Raw genomic sequence first — 17730 nt, 5'->3', positions numbered from 1 at the left:
GCCGGCCGACGGCCGGCAGAGCGCTACACCGTGCTCAGCTGTTCAGCGAGCGCTTGTCGACCGCGAGCGCCGCTTCGCGCATCACTTCCGACATCGACGGGTGCGGATGGCAGATGCGGGCGATGTCTTCCGACGCCGCCTTGAACTCCATCGCCACCACGGCTTCCGCGATCAGGTCCGACGCGTTCGCGGCGATCACGTGCACGCCGAGCAGTTCGTCGGTCTTCGCGTCCGCGATCATCTTCACGAAACCGTCCGGCGCGTTCATGCCGAGCGCGCGGCCGTTGATCGAGAACGGGAACTTGCCCGACTTGATCTCGCGGCCTTCGGCCTTCAGCTGCTGCTCCGTCTTGCCGACCCATGCGATTTCCGGGTACGTGTAGATCACCCACGGAATGCAGTTGTAGTCGATGTGCGGCTTCTGCCCGTCGATCACTTCCGCGACCAGCACGCCTTCGTCTTCCGCCTTGTGCGCGAGCATCGGGCCGCGCACCACGTCGCCGATCGCGTAGACGTTCGGCACGGCCGTGCGGCAGTGGTCGTCCACGTCGATGAAGCCGCGCTCGTTCGCCTTCAGGCCGATGGCTTCAAGGCCGAGGTTGTCGGTGTTCGGCACACGGCCGACCGACACGATCAGGCGGTCGGCGTCGAGCGTCTGCGCGTTGCCGTCCTTGTCCGTGTAAGCGATCGACACGCCGTTCGCGGTCGTCTTCACGTCGCCGATCTTCACGCCGAGATGAATGTCGAGGCCCTGCTTCTTGAACAGCTTCGCCGCTTCCTTCGCAAGCGCTTCGTCGGCTGCGCCGAGGAATGCCGGCAGCGCTTCGAGCACCGTCACGTCGGCGCCGAGGCGGCGCCACACCGAGCCGAGCTCGAGACCGATCACGCCCGCGCCGATCACGGCGAGCTTCTTCGGCACCGAGTCGAACGTCAGCGCACCTTCGTTGTCCGACACGATCTTGTTGTCGACCGGGATGTTCGGCAGGTGACGCGCCTTCGAACCCGTCGCGATGATCACGTTCTTCGCGGTGACGACTTCGGTTTCGCCCTCGCCGCTCACTTCGATCTGCACGCCGACATCGGTCTTGCCGGTGAACTTGCCATGGCCCTTCAGCCAGGTGATCTTGTTCTTCTTGAACAGGAACTCGATCCCGCTCGTCATCTTCTCGACGATCGCATCCTTGCGCCCGAGCATCTTCGCGACGTCGATCTTCACGCCGTCGACCGTGATGCCGTGGTCGGCCAGGTGATGCGACGCGTTCTCGAACTCTTCCGACGACGCGAGCAGCGCCTTCGACGGGATGCAGCCAACGTTCAGGCAGGTGCCGCCGAGCTTCAGCGCGCCGGCCGGGTTCTTCCACTTCTCGATACAGGCAACGGTCTTGCCGAGCTGCGCGGCGCGAATCGCGGCGATGTAGCCGCCGGGGCCGGCGCCGATCACGACGACGTCAAATTCCTTGGACATGACAATCCTTTCTACTTGTACGCCCGCAGGTTCACGCGTGCGCGCGAACCTGCGAACGGGTCGATGCAGTGAGACTCGGCTTACAGGTCGAGCAGCAGGCGTGCCGGATCTTCCAGCGCATCCTTCATCGCGACGAGCGACAGCACGGCTTCGCGGCCGTCGATGATGCGGTGGTCGTACGACAGCGCCAGGTAGTTGATCGGGCGGATCACGATCTGGCCGTTTTCGACGACCGGGCGCTCCTTCGTCGCGTGCACGCCGAGAATCGCCGACTGCGGCGGGTTGATGATCGGGGTCGACAGCATCGAACCGAACACGCCGCCGTTCGAGATCGAGAACGTACCGCCCGTCATTTCCTCGATCGACAGCTTGCCGTCCTTCGCCTTCTGGCCGAATTCGGCGATCTTCTTCTCGATTTCGGCGAGGCTCAGCTGATCCGCGTTGCGCAGGATCGGCACGACCAGGCCGCGCGGCGAACCGACCGCGATACCGATGTCGAAGTAGCCGTGGTAGACGATGTCGTTACCGTCGATCGACGCGTTCACGAGCGGGAACTTCTTCAGTGCATGAACGGCCGCCTTCACGAAGAACGACATGAAGCCGAGCTTCACGCCGTGTTCCTTCTCGAACTTGTCCTTGTACTTGTTACGCAGTTCCATGACCGGAGCCATGTTCACTTCGTTGAACGTCGTCAGGATCGCGTTGGTCTGCTGCGATTCGAGCAGGCGCTCGGCGATACGCGCGCGCAGGCGCGACATCGGCACGCGCTGCTCCGGACGGTCATTCAGCCACGTCGCTGCCGACGCCGGCACCTTCACTTCCGGCAGCGCCGGCTTCGCGGCGGCGGTCTTCGCCGGTGCGGCGGCCGGAGCAGCCTTCGGTGCGCTGCCTGCGGCCAGCGCGTCGCCCTTCGTGACACGGCCGTCACGGCCCGAACCTGCGACGTCGCCCGTCGACAGGCCCTTCTCGGCAAGCAGCTTCGCTGCGGCCGGCGATGCGGCGGCCGAGCTCGATGCGGTCGCGGCGGCCGGCTGTGCGGCCGGTGCGGCTGCAGCAGGCGCTGCCGCCGGCTTGACTTCGGCGGCGCCTGCCGCTGCTTCGGCAGCACCTGCCTTCGCTTCGGTGTCGATCGTCGCGATCACCTGATCGGCGACCACCGTGTCGCCGTCGTTCTGCAGCACTTGCGCGAGCACGCCCGCTGCCGGCGCCGGCACTTCGAGGACGACCTTGTCGGTCTCGAGTTCGATCAGGATTTCGTCCTGCGCGACTGCTTCGCCCGGCTTCTTCTTCCACTGCAGCATGGTGGCTTCCGACACCGACTCCGAAAGCTGGGGGACTTTGACTTCTACGATAGCCATGTGATTTTCCTGGATGCTTAATCTGGGGTGTGACGAGGTTCGTGCGATTCCTTCGGCCGGTGCGGCGCGCGACGCGCCCGGCAGGCCAAAAGGAACGGGAAAGCGCCGCGCGCCTTCCCGTTTCGCTTGACGTCGATTATTTCGCGATCGATGCGCTCTTCAGGCGGCCGAATGCACCTTCGATCAGGGCCTTCTGCTGCTCGTAGTGCTTCGCGTAGTAGCCAACCGCCGGCGAGGCCGAAGCCGGACGGCCGCTGTATGCCAGCTTCTGCCCTTCCTTCATGCCTTCCTTCAGGTGGTGCTCGACGTAGAACCAGGGGCCCTGGTTCTGCGGCTCGTCCTGCACCCAGACCACTTCAGTCGCGTTCTCGTACTTCTTCATTTCGGCTTCGAACTGCTTGTGCGCGAACGGATACAGCTGCTCGATACGGATGATCGCGACGTCGTTCGCCTTCGCTTCGCGGCGATGCGCGACGAGGTCGTAGTACACGCGGCCCGAGCACACCAGCACGCGCTTGACCTTCTTCGCGTCGATGCCGCCGTCGGTTTCGCCCAGCACCGGCTGGAACGAACCCTTCGCCAGTTCCGACAGATCCGAAACTGCTTCCTTGTGACGCAGCAGCGACTTCGGCGTCGCGACGATCAGCGGCTTGCGGAACAGGCGGATCATCTGGCGACGCAGCAGGTGGAAGATCTGCGCCGGCGTCGTCGGCTGGACGACCTGCATGTTGTGGTCGGCGCACAGTTGCAGGAAACGCTCGATCCGCGTGGACGAGTGTTCCGGACCCTGGCCTTCGTAGCCGTGCGGCAGCAGCATCGTGAGGCCCGACACGCGGCCCCACTTCACTTCGCCCGACGAGATGAACTGGTCGATCACGACTTGCGCGCCGTTGACGAAGTCGCCGAACTGCGCCTCCCACATCACGAGCGTGTTCGGCTCGGCGGTCGAGTAGCCGTATTCGAAGCCCAGCACCGCTTCTTCCGACAGCACCGAGTCGATCACCGTGAACTTCGCCTGACCTTCGGCGATGTTCTGCAGCGGCACGTACGTGCCGTCGTTCCAGCGCTCGCGGTTCTGGTCGTGCAGCACCGCGTGACGGTGCGTGAACGTGCCGCGGCCCGAGTCCTGGCCCGTCAGGCGCACCGAGTAGCCCGACGCGACGAGCGACGCGAATGCGAGGTGTTCGCCCATGCCCCAGTCGAGCGGCTGGTCGCCGCGCGCCATGTTGCGGCGGTCGTTGATCACGCGCTCGACGAGCGGGTGAACCTTGAAGTTTTCCGGAATCGTCGTGATGCGTTCGCCGAGACGCTTCAATTCGGCGAGCGGCACGGCCGTGTCGGCTGCGTCCGTCCACTTGCGGTTCAGGAACGGCACCCAGTCGACCGCGTACTTGCTCTTGTAGTTCGACAGGACCGGATCGACGGTGTGGTGGCCGTCGTCCATCGCCTTGCGGTACGCCTTCACGTAGTTGTCGGCGTCTTCCGCGGTGATCACGCCCTGCTGCACGAGCTTCTCGGCATACAGCGCACGGGTGCCCGGGTGCTGCGCGATCTTCTTGTACATCAGCGGCTGCGTGACGGCCGGCGTGTCCTGCTCGTTGTGACCCAGCTTGCGGAAGCAGACGATGTCGATCACGACATCCTTGTGGAACTGCATCCGGTAGTCGATCGCGATCTGCGTCGCGAGCACGACGGCTTCCGGATCGTCGCCGTTCACGTGCAGCACCGGCGCTTCGATCATCTTGACGACGTCGGTACAGTACAGCGTCGAGCGCGCGTCGCGCGGGTCGGACGTCGTGAAGCCGATCTGGTTGTTGATGACGATGTGCAGCGTGCCGTGCGTGCCGTAACCGCGCGTCTGCGCGAGGTTCAGCGTTTCCATCACGACGCCCTGGCCGGCGAACGCCGCGTCGCCGTGGATCTGCACCGGCAGCACCTGCAGGCCGTCTTCGTCGCCGCGACGGTCCATCCGCGCCTTCGCGGAACCTTCGACCACCGGGTTCACGATTTCGAGGTGCGACGGGTTGAACGCGAGCGACAGGTGGACCGGGCCGCCTTCCGTCGACACGTCCGACGAGAAGCCCTTGTGGTATTTCACGTCGCCGGCCGGCAGGTCGTCGACGTGCTTGCCTTCGAATTCGGCGAACAGGTCGGCCGGCATCTTGCCCAGCGTGTTGACCAGCACGTTCAGACGGCCGCGGTGAGCCATGCCGATGATGATTTCCTGCACGCCGCTCTTGCCCGCGTGCTGGACGACTTCGTCCATCGCCGCGATGAAGCTCTCGCCGCCTTCGAGCGAGAAGCGCTTCTGGCCGACGTACTTGGTGTGCAGGTAGCGCTCGAGGCCTTCGGCGGCCGTCAGGCGATTCAGGATGTGCTTCTTCTTGTCGGCCGAGAACGACGGGGTCGCGCGGATCGATTCCAGGCGCTCCTGCCACCAGCGCTTCTGTTCCGGATCGCTGATGTACATGTACTCGGCGCCGATCGTGCCGCAGTACGTGTCGCGCAGACCCTTGACGATGTCGCGCAGCGAAGCCTGGTCGAAACCGAAGTACAGGTTGCTTGCGCTGTACGTCTGGTCGAGGTCGCCTTCGGAGAAATCGTAGAACGCGGGTTCGAGCTCGGGAATGGCCGGACGCTCGCGACGCTTCAGCGGATCGAGGTTGGCCCATTGCGAGCCGAGGAAGCGATAGGCGCTGATGAGCGACTGGACGTGCACCTGCTTGCGTGCGGTCGCGAGATTGCTGGTGCTTTCGCGCGGAATGAAGGCATTGGCCTTCGCACGCTCGGCGAACGATTCGACGATCGGGAAGTGAGCGACGTCATTGGCATTCGAGCCGTCCGTCGCAGGCACGTTCTGCAGCGCGTCGAAATACTCTCGCCAGTTCTCCGGCACCGATGCCGGATTGTTGAGGTATGCATCGTACAGTTCTTCAACGTACGAAGCATTGCCGCCGAACAGATAGGAGTTCAGCTGAAACTGCTTCATTACATCTGACATTTTACGCTCACCTTTCTTCGAGCTTCTCGAGAAATAGCGGGTTACTCAACCTTCCGCGACACGGCCTGACCGTTTAGCGGATTGCGAATCAAGTCTTGCTTGGAAGGACCTAAAACTTGCGTGCGCGCAGCATATCACAGAACCGATACCGGAGTTCACGGCGAAATGCGCGTGAAAGCACCGCGCGGCGGGGTTTTGCCGGATTGCCGCGGCCTGCGGGAACAGTGTTTTGCAACCGGCCCGGTTGCCGGTCGCGCGAATGCAAAAAAGGCCGCCCGAAGGCAGCCTTTTCCCTGATATGCGGGAACGATCGATGCTCAGTCGACCGCGCCTTCGCGGCTCGCGCGGCGACGCTCGTGCTCCTTCAGGAAGCGCTTGCGCAGGCGGATCGACTGCGGCGTCACTTCGACGAGCTCGTCGTCGTCGATGAATTCGACCGCGTATTCCAGCGACATCTGGACCGGCGGCACGAGACGCACGGCTTCGTCGGTGCCCGACGCGCGCACGTTGGTCAACTGCTTGCCCTTGATCGGGTTCACGACGAGGTCGTTGTCGCGGCTGTGGATGCCGATGATCATGCCCTCATACAGCGCATCGCCCGGCTTCACGAACATGCGGCCGCGATCCTGCAGCTTCCACAGCGCGTACGCGACCGCGGCGCCATCGTCCTGCGAGATCAGCACGCCGTTGCGGCGTTCGAAGACCGAGCCGTCCTTGACCGGCGCGTACGAGTCGAAGATGTGGCTCATCAGGCCCGTGCCGCGCGTGAGCGTCAGGAATTCGCTCTGGAAGCCGATCAGGCCACGCGCCGAGATCTTGTATTCCAGACGCGTGCGGCCGCGGCCGTCCGACGCCATGTCGAGCATCTCGCCCTTGCGGCGGCCCAGCTCTTCCATCACGCCGCCCTGGTGTTCGTCCTCGACGTCGACCGTCAGCAGCTCGTACGGCTCGTGACGCACGCCGTCGATCTCCTGCATCACGACGCGCGGACGCGACACGGCCAGCTCGTAGCCTTCGCGGCGCATGTTCTCGACGAGAATCGTCAGGTGCAGTTCGCCGCGACCGGACACTTCGAACACCGTTTCGTCGCCGGTATCCTTCACGCGCAGCGCGACGTTGTGGTTCAGCTCCTTCATCAGACGGTCGCGGATCTGGCGGCTCGTCACGAACTTGCCTTCGCGGCCGGCGAGCGGCGACGAGTTGACGAGGAAGTTCATCGTCAGCGTCGGCTCGTCGACGGTGATCATCGGCAGCGCTTCCGGCGTGTCGACCGCGCAGATCGTCGCGCCGATACCGACGTCTTCAATACCGTTGATCAGCACGATGTCGCCCGCCTCGGCCGACTCGACCTGCACGCGCTCCAGGCCCTTGAATGACAGCACCTGGTTGATCTTGCGGTTCAGCACGTCGCCTTCCGGGCCGAAACGCATCGCGACCGGCTGGCCCGGCTTGATGCGGCCGCGCGTGATGCGGCCGACGCCGATCCGGCCGACGTACGTCGAATAGTCGAGCGACGTGATCTGGAGCTGCAGCGGCGCTTCCGGATCGGCCGGGCGAACCGGCACGTGCGCGAGGATCGCCTCGAACAGCGGGCGCATGTCGCCTTCGCGAGCAGCCGGGTCGAGCGACGCGTAGCCGTTCAGGCCCGATGCGTACACGATCGGGAAGTCGAGCTGCTCTTCGGTCGCACCGAGCTTGTCGAACAGGTCGAAGGTCTGGTTGATGACCCAGTCGATCCGCGCGCCCGGACGATCGATCTTGTTGACGACGACGATCGGCTTCAGGCCGAGCGCGAGCGCCTTCTTCGTGACGAAGCGCGTCTGCGGCATCGGGCCTTCGACCGCGTCGACGAGCAGCAGCACCGAGTCGACCATCGACAGCACGCGCTCGACTTCGCCGCCGAAGTCCGCGTGCCCCGGCGTGTCGACGATGTTGATGTGCGTGCCTTCGTATTCGACCGCGCAGTTCTTCGCGAGAATCGTGATCCCGCGCTCTTTTTCGATGTCGTTCGAGTCCATCACCCGCTCCGCAATCTGCTGGTTCTCGCGGAAGGTGCCGGACTGGCGGAGCAGTTGGTCGACGAGCGTGGTCTTGCCGTGGTCGACGTGGGCGATGATGGCGATATTGCGAAGGGCGCGGGTCATAGAAACCTGGAAATCGTTTGAACGCGCAAACGCGCGCGCTCGTTTTTCACGGGCGCGCGCGTTGCAGCTTGGAAAGCCTCAAATTATAGCACGTGCGAGTGTCGAGAGCCGACCCGCGCATTGCATTGCAGCAAAACGGGCCGCTCCGCCCTCCTGTGCCGAACGGACGAATCCTCTTCCGCACGCTCGCCGATCGGCCAAAAAAACCTTATCAAGATAAGGGATTCTCGCCAGACACAGCGCGGGTTTTGCCGTTCGATTAACATTTGCCGCGGCAAGCAATTGTGCCTATACTGCTGCCTAGTCAACTATTGCAGCTTCAGGGTTTTATGTCGGATTCTCCTACCTCTCCGCCCGTTTCGCAGTTGTCTTCGTATCAGATGAACGACAGCGTCGGTTATCTGATGTCGCGCGTGAAGTCGGTGATGACCAACCTCGTCACGCAGCGCACGCAGGAAGAGCTCGGCATCACGGGCACACAGGCGAGCATGCTGTTCATGATCGCGGTCGGCAAGTGCTCGACGGCCGCCGAACTCGCGCGCGAATACGGAATCGACGCAAGCGCGGTCACGCGCCTGCTCGACCGGGTCGAGAAACGCGGCCTGCTGTCGCGCGTGCGCAGCATCGAGGACCGACGCGTCGTGCGCCTCGAGCTCACCGACGAAGGCCGTGCGCTGGCCGAACGGCTACCGCCCATTTTTCGCAGCGTGCTCGACCAGGTGCTGGACGGGTTTACGCCGGAAGAAGTCGGGTTCCTGAAGAGCATGCTGCGCCGCATTCTCAGCAACTATTGCGAGACGGCCGGCGGTAGCATCACGTAATAGTTGCCATAACAATTACTTTTGACAGATTAATGTAAGGAAATCCTTGCAGTGTCCATCATTCATTCCGAGTCAGGGGTTAGCGCGATGAAATCCTCCCCGTTGTCCGTGCGCGCCGGGTCGTGCCGCGCCGCCGTCGCCGCCGCGGTCGCCGCGCTGGCGCTGGCGGGCTGCGCGAATTACATCGGCATCAAGAGCGACAAACAGATCGCCCCCGCGTCGCAATTCGAATCCGCCCAGAGCCTGCCGGCCCAGGGCGGCCAATGGCCGGCACTCGACTGGGCCAGCCAGTTCGGCGATCCGCAATTGCCGAAGCTGATCGACGAAGCGCTGCAGGGCAACCCGTCGATCGCACAGGCGCAGGCGCGCATCGCGAAAGCCTCGTCGTACATCGAATCGTCGCGCTCGAACCTGATGCCGAAGGCCGAAGCCAGTTATTCCTGGACGCGTGAACTGTATTCGGCGAACGGACTGTTCCCGCCCCCGTACGGCGGCCAGTGGTACAGCGAAAACAACGCGCTGGCGAGCGCCTCGTGGGAACTCGACCTGTGGGGCAAGAACCGCGAGCGCCTGCACACGGCCGTGTCGCAGGAAAAGGCCGCCGAAGCCGACATGCAACAGGCGCGCATCACGCTCGCGTCGTCGGTCGCACGCACCTACAACTCGCTCGCCCAGCTCTATGCGTTGCGCGACATCGCGCAACGCGAGATCACCAACCGCGAGACGGTCGGCAAGATCACCGACGGCCGCGTATCGGCCGGCCTCGATACCAACGTCGAACGCCAGACGGCCCGCGGCAACATCGCGACCACCCAGGCCTCCCTGTCGGACCTCGACGGCCAGATCACGACGGTGCGCTACCAGCTCGCCGCGCTGCTCGGCAAGGGTCCGGATCGCGGGCTGCAGATCGCGGCGCCGGTGATGAACCCCACTGGCGAAGTCGCGCTGCCCGGCAATCTTCCCGCCGACCTCGTGTCGCGCCGGCCCGACATCGTCGCCGCGCGCTGGCAGGTCGAAGCCGCGATGCACGACGTGAAGGAAGCGAAGGCCGAGTTCTTCCCGGACGTGAACCTCGCAGCCGGGTTCGGCTTCGATGCGTTCGGCTGGGGCAAATTCCTGAACTTCGCGAGTCGCCAGGCGCAGTTCGGCCCGGCGATCCACCTGCCGATCTTCGATGCCGGCGCGCTGCGCGCCCAGCTCAAGGGCCGCTACGCCGACTTCGACCTGTCGGTCGCGAACTACAACCAGACGCTGATCAGCGCGCTGAACGACGTCGCGACGCAAGTCGCGTCGATCCGCGCGATCGATCGCCAGATGGGCGACGCCCAACGCGCGCTCGACGCCTCGACGCGGGCGTACGATCTCGCGGTCATCCGCTACAAGGCCGGCCTGTCGCCGCAACTGCAGGTCCTGACGGCGGACAGCAACCGCCTCGCATCGGAGCAGACGGTGACCAACCTGAAAATGCGCCGGCGCGACATGCAGCTCGCCCTGATCAAGGCGCTCGGCGGCGGGTTCGACGCGACCGGCACGCCGCTCGCCGCGCCCGATGCGGCCACGCCGACCAAACAGGCCGCCAACTGATCCGGCGCCACCACTACGCAGACACTCGAAATAACGGACGGAGAAAATCGCCATGAGCGACCAACAAAACGCCGCCAGCGCGCAGCCGCAGAACAACGGCAAGCGCAAACGAATGATGACGCTGCTCGTCGCGGTCATCGTGATCGCGGCCATCGCATACGGCCTGTACTACTTCCTCGTCGCCCGCTTCCATGAAGACACCGACGATGCGTACGTGAACGGCAACGTCGTGCAGATCACGCCGCAGGTCACCGGCACCGTGATCGCCGTGAAGGCGGACGACACGCAAACGGTCAAGGCCGGCGATCCGCTCGTCGTGCTCGACCCGGCCGATTCGCAGGTCGCGCTGCAGCAGGCGGAAGCCAACCTCGCGCAGACGGTGCGCCAGGTGCGCGGCCTGTTCGTCAACGACGACCAGTACCGCGCGCAAGTCGCGCTGCGCCAGTCGGACCTGTCGAAGGCCCAGGACGACCTGCGTCGCCGCCTGGCCGTCGCGCAGACGGGCGCCGTATCGCAGGAGGAAATCTCGCACGCCCGCGACGCGGTGAAGGCCGCGCAGGCATCCGTCGACGCCGCGCAACAGCAGCTCGCATCGAATCGCGCATTGACCGCGAACACGACGATCGCCTCGCACCCGAACGTGATGGCCGCCGCCGCGAAGGTGCGCGACGCGTACCTCGCGAACGCGCGTAACGTGCTGCCGGCGCCGGTCACCGGCTACGTCGCGAAGCGCTCGGTGCAGGTCGGCCAGCGCGTGTCGCCCGGCAACCCGCTGATGTCGGTGGTGCCGCTCAATGCCGTGTGGGTCGACGCGAACTTCAAGGAAGTCCAGCTGAAGCACATGCGCATCGGCCAGCCGGTCGAGATGACGGCCGACATCTACGGTTCGTCGGTCACGTACCACGGCAAGGTCGTCGGCTTCTCCGCCGGCACGGGTTCGGCGTTCTCGCTGCTGCCCGCGCAAAACGCGACCGGCAACTGGATCAAGGTCGTGCAGCGCCTGCCGGTGCGGATCGAGCTCGACCCGAAGGATCTCGACAAGCATCCGCTGCGCATCGGCCTGTCGATGCAGGTCGACGTGGACATCAAGGACGAACGCGGCGACCAGCTCGTCAACGCACCGAACACCGTCTACGAGACCAACGTGTTCGCGAAATACGGCGACGAAGCCGACGCCGAAATCGCGCGCATCATCGCCGAGAACGCAGGCGGCAACGCGTCGGCGCCGGTCGCGGCGAAGCAGAGCAGCGCCGCGAAAATGATGTAACGGTTCCGACTCCGGAAAGGCAACCGACATGGCACAGGCTCCTGTCTCCCATCCGCCGCTGCAGGGCGGGCAACTCCTGCTCGGGACGATCGCGGTATCGCTCGCGGTGTTCATGAACGTGCTCGACACGTCCATCGCGAACGTCGCGATCCCGACCATCTCGGGCGACCTCGGCGTGTCGTCCGATCAGGGCACGTGGGTCATCACGTCGTTCGCGGTCGCGAACGCAATCTCGGTGCCGCTGACCGGCTGGCTGACCGACCGTTTCGGGCAAGTCCGCCTGTTCCTCGCGTCGATCGTCCTGTTCGTCATCTCGTCGTGGATGTGTGGGCTGGCGCCGAGCCTGCCGTTCCTGCTCGCGTCGCGCGTGCTCCAGGGGGCCGTCGCGGGCCCGATGATTCCGCTGTCGCAAGCGCTCCTGCTGTCGAGCTATCCACGCGCGAAAGCGCCGATGGCGCTCGCACTATGGGCGATGACGACGCTGATCGCCCCCGTCGCGGGCCCGATTCTCGGCGGCTGGATCTCGGACAACTATTCGTGGCCGTGGATCTTCTACGTCAACATCCCGGTCGGCATCGCCGCCGCCGCCGCGACGTGGGTGATCTACCGGAGTCGGGAGTCGGCCGTGCGCCGTGCGCCGATCGACGGCGTGGGCCTCGCGCTGCTGGTCGTCTGGGTCGGCTCGCTGCAGATCATGCTCGACAAGGGCAAGGATCTGGACTGGTTCGCGTCGACGACGATCGTCGTGCTCGCGCTCACCGCCGTCATCGCGTTCGCGTTCTTCGTGATCTGGGAGCTGACCGCCGAGCACCCGGTCGTCGACCTGTCGCTGTTCCGCATACGGAACTTCACCGGCGGCACGGTCGCGCTGTCGATCGGCTACGGCCTGTACTTCGGCAATCTCGTGCTGTTACCGCTGTGGCTGCAGACGCAAATCGGCTACACCGCGACCGACGCCGGCCTCGTGATGGCGCCGGTCGGGTTGTTCGCCATCCTGTTGTCGCCACTCACCGGGAAGTATCTGCCGCGCACCGATCCGCGCTTCATCTCGACGGCGTCGTTCCTCACGTTCGCGCTGTGCTTCTGGATGCGTTCGCGCTACACGACCGGCGTCGACGAATGGTCGCTGACGCTGCCGACGCTCGTGCAGGGCATCGCGATGGCGGGCTTCTTCATCCCGCTCGTGTCGATCACGTTGTCGGGCCTGCCCGGCCACCGCATTCCAGCGGCGTCCGGCCTGTCGAACTTCGTGCGGATCATGTGCGGCGGCATCGGTACGTCGATCTTCCAGACCGCGTGGGATCATCGGAACAACTTCCACCACGCACAACTGGTCGAACAGACGAATCCGTACAACCCGACGTTCAATCAGGCCGTCACGCAGATGGGTAATCTCGGGCTCACGCAGGAGCAGGCACACGGCCTGATCAACAACATGGCCACGCAGCAGGCGGCGCAGCTCGGCGTGAACGATCTGTTCTACATTTCGGCCGCGATCTTCGTGCTGCTGATCGGCTTGATCTGGATCACCAAGCCCGAACGCGCGGGCGGCGGCGATGCCGGTGCGGCGGCGTCGGCGGCACACTAAGCGCTACCCGGCAGCGGCATCACGGCGCGATCACGCCAAACGAAAGGCCCGGTCGAAAATCGACCGGGCCTTTTTCATGCTACTGCGTGCACGTGCGTGCGTCGCTGCGTCATGGCGCCGTCACGACGAGCCGTTCCGGTGCGAGCACGCCATTCGCCTTGCGTGCCACGCCGAGCAATCGCGTTGCGTCGTACACGCGCACGCGCTCGCCATCGGCCGCGTCGATCGGCTCGAGCGCCGACAGCGGCAGGCGCTGGCCGTGCAGGAACCGTTTCGCGGACGCGTCGTCGAGCCGAATGGCCGGAAACGTCGACAGCAACGCATCGACCGGCTGAAGCCATGCATCGCGCGCCGATTCGGCAGCGTCCGACAGCGCATCGAGCGTCACCGCGTGCTCGAGCGTCAGCGCGCCGACGCCCGTGCGACGCAGCATCGTCAGATGCGCCCCGCAACCCAGCGCCTCGCCGATGTCCTCCGCCAGCGTGCGCACATACGTGCCCTTGCTGCAGGTCACGCGAAACGTCACGTCGGGCAGCTCGCAGGCGAGCAGTTCCAGCGCGTGGATCGTCACGTTGCGGCCTTCCCGCTCGACGGTCTGGCCGGCCCGCGCATATTCGTACAGCGGCTTGCCGTCGCGCTTGAGCGCCGAATACATCGGCGGCACCTGCACGATGTCGCCGGTGAAGCGCACGAGCGCGGCTTCCACCGCCGCCCGATCGCATTCGACCGGGCGTGTGTCGATCACGTCGCCTTCCGCGTCGCCGGTGGTCGTGCGCTGGCCGAGACGCATCGTCGCTTCATAAGTCTTGTCGGCGTCGAGCAAGTCCTGCGAGAACTTGGTCGCTTCGCCGAAACACAGCGGCAGCAGGCCCGAGGCCAACGGATCGAGCGTGCCGGTGTGACCGGCCTTCTTCGCGAGAAGCAGGCGCTTCGCACGAATCAGCGCATCGTTGCTTGACAGGCCGACCGGCTTGTCGAGCAGAAGAACGCCGTCCAGCACGCGCCGGGGCACGCGCGGACGTTGGGGTGCAGCATTCGTCATAGGCCGGTCGAGCTCAGTCGTCCTTGGCAGGCGCGTCGGCCTCGTCGTCGTCCTTCGCGCGCGTCGAGTTCGCTTCCTTGATCAGGCGCGACATTTCGACGGCCTTCTCGATCGTCTGGTCGTAATGGAAATGCAGCGTCGGCACCGTATGAATGTGCAGGCGCTTGAACAGCAGGTTGTGCAGGTGACCCGACGCATGGTTCAGCGCCTCCTGCGTCTTGTCCGGATCGCCGGTGAGCGCCGTGAAGTAGACCTTCGCGTGCGCATAGTCCGGCGTGAGCTCCACGCTCTGGATGGTCACGATGCCGATGCGCGGATCTTTGACCTCGCGCATGATGAGTTCGGACAGATCGCGCTGAATCTGGTCGGCGATCTGAACGTTGCGATTGGGGGAAGTACGTTTCCTGGACATGATCGATCCGTGATCCGTTTATCAGGATGAAGCGGCGGCCATTTCGGCACGCCACCATGAAAATGGGCGGGGCAAGCCCAAGCCTGCCCCGCCCATGAGCCGATACGCGACGATTACAGCGTACGTGCGACTTCGGTCACTTCGAAGACTTCGAACTGGTCGCCTTCGATGATGTCGTTGAAATTCTTCACCGACATACCGCACTCGAAGCCTTGCTTCACTTCCTTCACGTCGTCCTTGAAGCGCTTCAGCGATTCGAGTTCGCCCGTGAAGATCACGACGTTGTTGCGCAGCACGCGCACCGACGACGAGCGCTTGACGATACCGTCCGTGACCATACAGCCTGCGACCGTGCCGACCTTCGGTACCTTGAAGACCTGGCGCACCTCGACCATGCCGGTGACGACTTCGCGCTTCTCCGGCGCCAGCATGCCCGACATCGCCGCCTTCACCTCATCCACTGCGTCGTAGATGATGTTGTAGTAGCGGATATCGATGCCGTTCGCCTCGGCCAGCTTGCGTGCCTGAGCATCCGCACGCGTGTTGAAGCCGATGATGACCGCCTTCGATGCCGTCGCGAGGTTGACGTCGTTTTCGCTGATGCCGCCCACCGCGCTGTGCACGATCTGCACGCGCACTTCGTCGGTCGACAGCTTGAGCAGCGACTGCACGAGCGCTTCCTGCGAACCCTGCACGTCTGCCTTGATGATGAGCGGCAGGTTCTGCACTTCGCCTTCGCCCATCTGCTCGAGCATGCTTTCGAGCTTCGCGGCCTGCTGCTTCGCGAGCTTCACGTCGCGGAACTTGCCCTGACGGAACAGCGCGATTTCACGCGCCTTGCGCTCGTCCGGCAGCACGATCACTTCCTCGCCCGCACCCGGCACTTCCGACAGACCCTGGATTTCGACCGGGATCGACGGGCCGGCTTCCTTCGTCGGCTTGCCGTTCTCGTCGAGCATCGCACGGACGCGGCCATAGGCCGTACCCGCCAGCACGATGTCGCCGCGGTTCAGCGTACCGGACTGCACGAGGATCGTCGCGACCGGGCCTTTACCCTTGTCGAGCTTCGCTTCGATCACGATGCCCTTGGCCGGCGCTTCGACCGGTGCCTTCAGTTCCAGCACTTCGGCCTGCAGCAGCACGTTCTCGAGCAGATCGTCGATACCTGCGCCCGTCTTGGCCGACACCGGCACGAACGGCGAATCGCCACCGTATTCTTCCGGCACGACGCCTTCCGCGACCAGTTCCTGCTTGACGCGATCGGGGTTCGCTTCCGGCTTGTCGATCTTGTTGATCGCGACGACGATCGGCACGCCACCCGCCTTCGCGTGGGCGATGGCTTCCTTCGTCTGCGGCATCACGCCGTCGTCGGCCGCCACCACCAGCACGACGATGTCGGTCGCCTTCGCGCCGCGTGCACGCATTGCCGTGAACGCTTCGTGACCCGGCGTGTCGAGGAACGTGATGACGCCACGCGGCGTGTCGACGTGATATGCGCCGATGTGCTGCGTAATGCCGCCCGCTTCGCCCGCGGCAACCTTCGCGCGGCGGATGTGGTCGAGCAACGAGGTCTTGCCGTGGTCGACGTGCCCCATCACCGTGACGACCGGCGGACGCGGCAGTTGCTCCGCATCGGTACCGGTTTCGCCTTCGACGAGCAGCGCTTCCGGATCGTCCAGCTTCGCGGCAACCGCGCGGTGACCCAGTTCCTCGACGATGATCATCGCCGTTTCCTGGTCCAGCACCTGGTTGATCGTGACCATCTGGCCCATCTTCATCATCACCTTGATGACTTCGGAGGCCTTGATCGACATCTTGTGCGCGAGATCGGCAACCGACACGGTTTCCGGCACGTGCACTTCACGGACGATCGGTTCGGTCGGCGCCTGGAACGACGATGCGCTGTCCTGGTGACGGCCGCGACCCTTCGGGCCGCCGCGCCAGCCGCGGTCGACGCCGCCGCTCGAGTCGCCGCGCGTCTTGATGCCGCGACGCTTCGATGCGTCGTCCTGCCAGCCGCCCTTGCCTGCGCCCGGCTTCTTGTTGCGGTCGCCCGCGCCTGCCGGCGCCTGCGTCGTGGCCGGTGCCGCGGCACCGGCCGGCTTCTTCACGGCCGGGCGCGCCTGCGCACCCTCCGGCTTCGCCGGCTTGTGCAGCGTGCCCTTCGCTTCGGCCGGCTTCGCCGCCTCGGCCGGCTTCGGCGGTTCGGGCGCCTTGACCACGGCCTTGCGCGGCGTGTTCATCATTTCGCGGATCGCGCGTGCTTCGGCTTCCGCCGCCGCGCGACGCTTGCTGATCTCTTCCTGCTCGGCGCGCGCCTTGTCGGCCGCCTCCCGGGCAGCGTCCTCGGCCTTCTTCGCCGCTTCGCGCTGCGCCGCACGTTCGGCGGCCGCGCGCGCTTCGTCCTGCGCGGACTGCGCACTCGGTGCTTCCGACTCCGCTGCGGCCGCCTGCTGCGCGGCCGCCTGCTGCCGTGCCGCAGCGGCTTCCGCCGCGGCACGCTTCGCCGCCGCTTCTTCCTCGGCGCGACGGCGCTCGGCTTCGGCCGCTTCCTCGCGGGCGCGACGTTCGGCTTCCTCGCGCTCGAGGCGCTCCTGACGCTCGCGCAGCTCCTGCGCCTGCTTCTCGAGCAGCTCGGCCTCGCGGCGCGCCTCTTCCTCGCGACGCTTCAGTTCCGCATCGTCGTCCGCTTCGGCGACCTGCGCCTGACCCTGTTCCGCACCTTCGCTCACGTCGTCGCGCTTGACGAACGTACGCTTCTTGCGAACCTCGACCTGAATGGTGCGAGCCTTGCCCGTCGCGTCAGATTGCTTGATCTCCGACGTATGCTTGCGGGTCAGCGTGATCTTGCGCTTGTCGCCGTCGGTTGCGCCGTGCGACTTGCGCAAATGATCGAGCAGACGCGCCTTGTCCGTTTCGGACAGCGCGTCGTCTTCACTCGCTTTCTGGACGCCCGCTGCCTGCAGCTGTTCGAGCAGCACACCAGCAGGCATTTTCAGTTCCGCGGCAAATTGGGCTACGTTGTTACTCGCCATTCATTCCTCTTAG

General features: G+C 65.0%; 11 protein-coding genes. 4 read left to right on the top strand and 7 right to left on the bottom strand.

Going from position 1 to position 17730, the window contains the following annotated elements; genetic code table 11:
* Positions 1–34: 34 nt before the first annotated feature.
* The 4 genes from lpdA to typA all read right to left on the bottom strand — a co-directional run bounded on the left by lpdA (position 35) and on the right by typA (position 7968).
* Complete coding sequence (gene lpdA / locus WS54_RS20740; RefSeq protein WP_059785460.1) at positions 35–1465, bottom strand: dihydrolipoyl dehydrogenase; 1431 nt, start codon at positions 1463–1465, stop codon at positions 35–37.
* 80 nt (positions 1466–1545) lie between these two features.
* On the bottom strand, positions 1546–2823 hold the full coding sequence (odhB, locus tag WS54_RS20735) for a 2-oxoglutarate dehydrogenase complex dihydrolipoyllysine-residue succinyltransferase (RefSeq protein WP_059785457.1): 1278 nt from the start codon (positions 2821–2823) through the stop codon (positions 1546–1548).
* Between the two features lie 136 nt (positions 2824–2959).
* Entirely contained in the window at positions 2960–5824 is a 2865-nt protein-coding gene (locus tag WS54_RS20730; protein WP_034207122.1) for a 2-oxoglutarate dehydrogenase E1 component, read from the bottom strand.
* A 317-nt stretch (positions 5825–6141) separates the two neighbouring features.
* Complete coding sequence (gene typA / locus WS54_RS20720) at positions 6142–7968, bottom strand: translational GTPase TypA (protein ID WP_034207121.1); 1827 nt, start codon at positions 7966–7968, stop codon at positions 6142–6144.
* Between the two features lie 329 nt (positions 7969–8297).
* Between typA and WS54_RS20710 the strand changes: the two genes are divergently transcribed.
* The 4 genes from WS54_RS20710 (at position 8298) to WS54_RS20695 (ending at position 13228) form a co-directional block, all read left to right on the top strand.
* A complete protein-coding gene (locus tag WS54_RS20710; protein WP_034207120.1) occupies positions 8298–8789 on the top strand; it encodes a MarR family winged helix-turn-helix transcriptional regulator in 492 nt (163 codons plus the stop codon).
* A gap of 87 nt (positions 8790–8876) precedes the next feature.
* A complete protein-coding gene (locus WS54_RS20705; protein ID WP_034207119.1) occupies positions 8877–10373 on the top strand; it encodes an efflux transporter outer membrane subunit in 1497 nt (498 codons plus the stop codon).
* Positions 10374–10425: 52 nt separating this feature from the next.
* The gene (locus WS54_RS20700) at positions 10426–11640 is read left to right on the top strand and encodes an HlyD family secretion protein (protein WP_034207118.1); all 1215 of its coding nucleotides are present in this window, start codon (positions 10426–10428) and stop codon (positions 11638–11640) included.
* Positions 11641–11668: 28 nt separating this feature from the next.
* A complete protein-coding gene (locus tag WS54_RS20695) occupies positions 11669–13228 on the top strand; it encodes a DHA2 family efflux MFS transporter permease subunit (RefSeq protein WP_034207117.1) in 1560 nt (519 codons plus the stop codon).
* Between the two features lie 109 nt (positions 13229–13337).
* Here the strand turns inward: WS54_RS20695 and truB are convergent, their stop codons facing one another.
* The 3 genes from truB to infB form a co-directional block, all read right to left on the bottom strand.
* The gene (truB, locus tag WS54_RS20690; protein WP_059785454.1) at positions 13338–14270 is read right to left on the bottom strand and encodes a tRNA pseudouridine(55) synthase TruB; all 933 of its coding nucleotides are present in this window, start codon (positions 14268–14270) and stop codon (positions 13338–13340) included.
* 13 nt (positions 14271–14283) lie between these two features.
* Positions 14284–14682 carry a 30S ribosome-binding factor RbfA gene (gene rbfA / locus WS54_RS20685; protein WP_006495346.1) on the bottom strand — a complete coding sequence of 133 codons (399 nt, stop codon included), beginning with the start codon at positions 14680–14682 and terminating at the stop codon, positions 14284–14286.
* A 113-nt stretch (positions 14683–14795) separates the two neighbouring features.
* Positions 14796–17717, bottom strand: a complete 2922-nt coding sequence (gene infB / locus WS54_RS20680) for a translation initiation factor IF-2 (RefSeq protein ID WP_034207115.1) — start codon at positions 17715–17717, stop codon at positions 14796–14798.
* Between the last annotated feature and the right edge of the window lie 13 nt (positions 17718–17730).

The organism is Burkholderia sp. NRF60-BP8 (genome assembly GCF_001522585.2).
GTDB lineage: Bacteria > Pseudomonadota > Gammaproteobacteria > Burkholderiales > Burkholderiaceae > Burkholderia.
The sequence above is the reverse complement of the archived record's forward strand: the minus strand, read 5'-3'. Positions and strand labels throughout refer to the sequence as shown.

Bases quoted from the DNA above. Each gene is read 5' to 3' on its own strand.
- lpdA (WP_059785460.1), bottom strand. From the start codon at position 1,465: ATGTCCAAGGAATTTGACGTCGTCGTGATCGGCGCCGGCCCCGGCGGC.
- odhB (WP_059785457.1), bottom strand. From the start codon at position 2,823: ATGGCTATCGTAGAAGTCAAAGTCCCCCAGCTTTCGGAGTCGGTGTCG.
- WS54_RS20730 (WP_034207122.1), bottom strand. From the start codon at position 5,824: ATGTCAGATGTAATGAAGCAGTTTCAGCTGAACTCCTATCTGTTCGGC.
- typA (WP_034207121.1), bottom strand. From the start codon at position 7,968: ATGACCCGCGCCCTTCGCAATATCGCCATCATCGCCCACGTCGACCAC.
- WS54_RS20710 (WP_034207120.1), top strand. From the start codon at position 8,298: ATGTCGGATTCTCCTACCTCTCCGCCCGTTTCGCAGTTGTCTTCGTAT.
- WS54_RS20705 (WP_034207119.1), top strand. From the start codon at position 8,877: ATGAAATCCTCCCCGTTGTCCGTGCGCGCCGGGTCGTGCCGCGCCGCC.
- WS54_RS20700 (WP_034207118.1), top strand. From the start codon at position 10,426: ATGAGCGACCAACAAAACGCCGCCAGCGCGCAGCCGCAGAACAACGGC.
- WS54_RS20695 (WP_034207117.1), top strand. From the start codon at position 11,669: ATGGCACAGGCTCCTGTCTCCCATCCGCCGCTGCAGGGCGGGCAACTC.
- truB (WP_059785454.1), bottom strand. From the start codon at position 14,270: ATGACGAATGCTGCACCCCAACGTCCGCGCGTGCCCCGGCGCGTGCTG.
- rbfA (WP_006495346.1), bottom strand. From the start codon at position 14,682: ATGTCCAGGAAACGTACTTCCCCCAATCGCAACGTTCAGATCGCCGAC.
- infB (WP_034207115.1), bottom strand. From the start codon at position 17,717: ATGGCGAGTAACAACGTAGCCCAATTTGCCGCGGAACTGAAAATGCCT.